Origin of the sequence: Endozoicomonas sp., from assembly GCF_051008435.1 — a bacterium.
GTDB lineage: Bacteria > Pseudomonadota > Gammaproteobacteria > Pseudomonadales > Endozoicomonadaceae > Endozoicomonas_A.
Genome location: NZ_JBPCXO010000295.1, coordinates 1 through 4,574, shown reverse-complemented (window position 1 = coordinate 4,574; position 4,574 = coordinate 1). Strand labels below are relative to the sequence as shown.

Genomic DNA, 4,574 nt, shown 5'->3' with positions numbered 1-4,574 from the left:
TAGAACGAGTCGAATTATTCGATGGATTCGTGAGAATAGTTGACCTATTTAATCGAATTCATCGAATAATTGGGCCGTTCTTTCTGGAATTTAGGCCGAAATTGTCTTAAGTCCGACAGGCTCCTAGATATCAATCAATCGATCGACGGGGACTTCTTTTGGTTGAGCTGGAAGAGTGGCTTCTGAGGGTGCCTCATTCACTCCATTACCTTCTGATATATCCAACACAGGTTCATCGTCGTCTTCATCATCCCGGGGCTGGCCAGGACCCAGTAACAGCTGATCTCTGGTTAGATGCTGAAGGTTGGGGCGCAGCATGCCATTTTCATCCACCACATAGCGCCAGAAGTCATGTATTTGCATTTGCTCCCTGAAAGTAACATCAATCTTCTCTGCATCTAAGCCTTCTACACCCATATCTGCCATGGCAAAAAACAACATCATAAACTCAGGCCAGTGATCATCCTGATAATAGTCCATTAAAGAAAAAACCAGATTGTCTGCTGAGATTTCCAGTGAGGCATTTCTATAGACAGGAGCCCCTGTCCCCAGCAGATCATCCAACCTTGTATAGAGCGCTTTGTTCGGTAATAACAGACTGATGGTACGCCCTGCCAGCATATTAATTTTTTGCAGATTCTTTTTTACGGCTTCCTGCTGCTCTGAGTCTTCATAAAACCCTTGAAATTGATGGCGTAGATGAAACAACCGGACCAGCTTATTCATAATTTCAGCCAGCCGTGAAAAGCGATCAAACTCAGAGCGTGCAGAATAATCTGTTGTCACGACGCTCCGGCAATCAGCTCCTTTTTTCGATAGCTTTGCTACTGCAGTATTCGCTGGAACGTATCTATAACCGAATAGAAAGGTCAGGCCTGAGCGTTTCAGTAATGGAAGTTCGATAATACGAGGCAGCCCGCTATGGTCAACAATCACCAGCTCACTATTTCGCCAGATAATCTCGAAGGTTCCAGGTTCAGGGAAAGATAAACGGCTCAACACATCGTCCTGCAGGCTCATGGAGCTCAATCGGATTTCTTCTTTTTCTTTACTGATCCTCCATAAATGGCCCACACCGCTTTCATCTGAAGTCAGCCATCTTTCTTCCTGAATCCATTCGTGATGAAAGCTGTTACCCACGTAATGATGGTAAACATGCACTTTTCCCTGTTGATCTACCGATATGACCACCAGGTAAGTGTTCCCGTCTGTATGATTATCCACTCTGATGAACAGGGAAGGCTGGAATGAAACGCTGACACGGGCCGTATTTTCACTCTCCTGATCATCAATCTCAGAGCAAACGGTTCTTACATAGCGCTGAAAAGGTTCTCGATTTACATCGAGATAATTTTCTTGTGAAATATCTCTCGAACAAAAAGCCAGAGAGTCTTCCCATTCAAATTCAGTGGAATTTACGTTTGAGTCAGAGAATAGATAAGGCGAATTTATATTTGTATTATTGCCAGGTTTAAAAACCAACGAATGCCCGCTTATTGTAAAACGCTCATATCCTGATGGTTTATGGTGCAGTAAATCAGCTTCAGAAGAACCCTGGGCAAGAACGCCTCCTGCGTTCAAAAATATCAGAAGCGTTAATATTTTTTCACAGTGCATTGAAACTTCACCCAATAAACCTGAAGGGTGGATGGCAGTTTAGCAGAGGCTTATCGCTTTTGAGCAACAGTTATAAGATCTGCCTGATTCGAAAATCAGGCAGAATAGAATATTAATTCTGATTTTGATCTTTTCTTAATAAAGAAACACCCAGATAAACCAGAGGTATCCAAAGCAGCTATCAACATTTTCACAATCCACTGGCCAATGATCATTTCACCAATGGGGAATACGCCATAAAAAGCTATCCCAACAAAAACAGCCGAATCAATCAGCTGAGAAGTACAGGTAGAAACATTATTTCTCAGCCAAAGGTGCTTTTCATTGGTCGCCTTGCGCAAACGGCTGAAAATCCAGACATCCAGAGTTTGGCTACACAGAAAGGCAATCAGACTGGCCATGATGATTCGGGAACTGCTGCCCAGAATCTGTTCATAATTTCCTGACCTTCCCAAAAAGAAGCAGAAGGCCAGACAATAGCCAACTGGATCAAAGCCGTGACCACTACCATTGTTATAAAACCTGCCAGAATCATGGTTCTTGCTGCTTTTTCCCCATATACCTCACCAATCGTATCGGTACAGGCAAAGGTAATGGCATAGGCCAGAACACCGGCAGGAACGGCAAAGCCGACAATAGTGATAATTTTTGCAGCCAGAACAGCTGCGATGGTCATACCTGCGAAGAACAGTGAAAAGATCAGCATTCTCGGCAGAGGGTATTCCCGGGTCGTTGTCATTTCGACGCCTCGTTTTAAACCGCTGTCGTATTATTCCGGAGCCAGAAACCTGGTTTCTTTTGTCCGGGCCAGGTGAAGCAAAAGTTTCCTTCACGCGAAAGGCGCGAAAGCTACCGAACCCCAACCTTAGGGTCAATGCGCATTGGCCGTTATCGCTGTAAGCGCTAATATCCTGAGAACTCAACCCTGCCGTACTGATGCCATGCCTGTATACCTGACAGAACCCGTAGCCCAGCGCATTGTTGACCGAGCCATGAGCATTATTGGCCGTAACGTCAATGTCATGGACAGAACAGGTATTATCATCGGTACAGGTGACGATAACCGTTTACACAAGATTCATGAAGGGGCCGTCAGGGTTCTCGAAACCGGCAGCCAGTACGACATTGATGAGACCAATGCCGACAAACTCAAGGGTGTACAGCACGGTATAAACCGGCCGATTCGTTTTCGCAGAGAAGTCGTAGGAGTGGTTGGTGTTACCGGAAAACCGTCGGACGTTTCACAGTTTGCTGATCTGGTGGTCATGACCGCCGAACTGATGATCGAAAACGCCTCGGTCATGTCCGAGATTCACTGGAATCAGCGACAACGAGAAAACATTATTTCCGAGATGATTCACGGAGAAGCTGAATCCGATGATCTCTTTGAAGTCCGAACCCGCAAGCTGGGCATCAACCCTCATGTTGCCAGAGTAGCGCTTCTTTTCAGCCTGAAAAATGAGCAGGGAAAAGACCTGCCGGTCGAAAAAGTAGAGCACATTCAGCAATTGTTGAAATACAACCACCCGGATGACCTGGTGGCTCTGATCTGCCCAACCCAGATTGTGCTTTTGCATACTATTGATGACTCCATTTCCTGGCATCCGGACAATATTCTCAAATTCCTGAAATCACTCATGCAGCGCATAGAAAATCTGGGAGAAATTCAATACCGGGTGGCGCTGGGGCGTTTTATTCCAGAGCTGAGAGGACTTCCTCTCTCCTACCAGAGCGCTCAGGAAGCCATGCAGTTGGGTCTGGAACTGGAACCCGACAAAAAGCTCTATCGATACTTTGATTTTCAACTCGACAGTTTGCTGCTTGAGCATGTTGGAAGTTGGAAGGGAGAAGAGCTCGGATCGCTTGCCAAGCCATTAATAGATGCCGATGGTCGAAAGATTTTACGTAAGACTCTGCGTACCTATATCAACCAGCATGCCGACGCCAACGCCACAACAAAAAAACTGCACATTCATCGCAACACACTCAGTTACCGGCTGGATAAAATCCACCAGCTCACAGGAAGGAACCCCAGACGCTTTGACGACCTGATTTTTTTGCATTTTGCTCTGCGACTGCACGAAATCAAGAATTGTGCAATTGCACAAAATTCATATGGAAATTATTGAACAATCTGTTCAACACCACGATCACTCTTTGTACGCTTATCCCGATAATGCCAGGCATTCCAAGTAATTATATTGATATGCTGGCAATCCAATGATCCAAATAACAACCTTGGGGGCCCTCAGTGGTCTCGCAATCTCAATTGCCCTGATTCTACGAAGAGTTCCACCCGCCTATGGCATGATGATTGGTGCCCTGCTGGGAGCACTGATTGGTCTGGCCGATCTGGCTGAAAGTGTGACCCTGATGATTAATGGCGTTAAGGGTATTACGCCTTCCGTACTGCGTATTCTGGCAGCCGGTGTTCTGGCCGGTGTTTTAATTGAGTCCGGTGGCGCCAATGTTATTGCAGAAAAAATTGTGGACGCCGTGGGCGAAGCCCGAGCAGTCATTGCCCTGATTCTTGCCACCATGTTGCTGACAGCTGCAGGAGTGTTTGTTGATGTAGCGGTTATTACAGTGGCTCCCATTGCCCTGGCTATTGCCAGCCGCGCCAATATCTCTGTTCTGGCAGCACTGGTTGCCATGGTCGGCGGCGGTAAGGCCGGTAACATTATCTCCCCAAACCCCAACACCATTGCTGCCGCTGACGCGTTTAATCTCCCTCTGACACAAGTCATGATGGCAAACCTGGTACCCTCGCTGATGGGTATCATTGTCACTTATATCGTGGCCAAGTCTCTGGTCAATAAAGGCCCTAAAGTAACCGCTACTAAAAACCTGCGACAATCAGTGATTCTCTGGGTTTATCTACACCGTCAACACGGCTGCATACCGGAGTATGTCTTACGCCACTCTTGTGTAGGGTTTAAGGTCGAGCTGTAACGTGT

3 protein-coding genes and 1 pseudogene are annotated in these 4,574 nt (G+C 46.5%); 2 read left to right on the top strand and 2 right to left on the bottom strand.

All coding sequences use genetic code 11. The features are described from left to right. Positions 1-123 precede the first annotated feature (123 nt). Positions 124-1,224 carry a hypothetical protein gene (locus tag ACR2PX_RS14965; RefSeq protein ID WP_434000157.1) on the bottom strand — a complete coding sequence of 367 codons (1,101 nt, stop codon included), beginning with the start codon at positions 1,222-1,224 and terminating at the stop codon, positions 124-126. A gap of 488 nt (positions 1,225-1,712) precedes the next feature. Further along, a pseudogene (locus tag ACR2PX_RS14960) lies at positions 1,713-2,293 on the bottom strand (queuosine precursor transporter). Positions 2,294-2,498: 205 nt separating this feature from the next. On the opposite strand from ACR2PX_RS14960, the gene ACR2PX_RS14955 reads away from it, so the two are divergent. Then, positions 2,499-3,746 carry a sugar diacid recognition domain-containing protein gene (locus tag ACR2PX_RS14955; RefSeq protein WP_434000156.1) on the top strand — a complete coding sequence of 416 codons (1,248 nt, stop codon included), beginning with the start codon at positions 2,499-2,501 and terminating at the stop codon, positions 3,744-3,746. A gap of 91 nt (positions 3,747-3,837) precedes the next feature. Then, positions 3,838-4,569: a hypothetical protein gene (locus ACR2PX_RS14950; RefSeq protein WP_434000155.1), complete on the top strand. Its 732-nt coding sequence runs from the start codon at positions 3,838-3,840 to the stop codon at positions 4,567-4,569. Positions 4,570-4,574 lie beyond the last annotated feature (5 nt).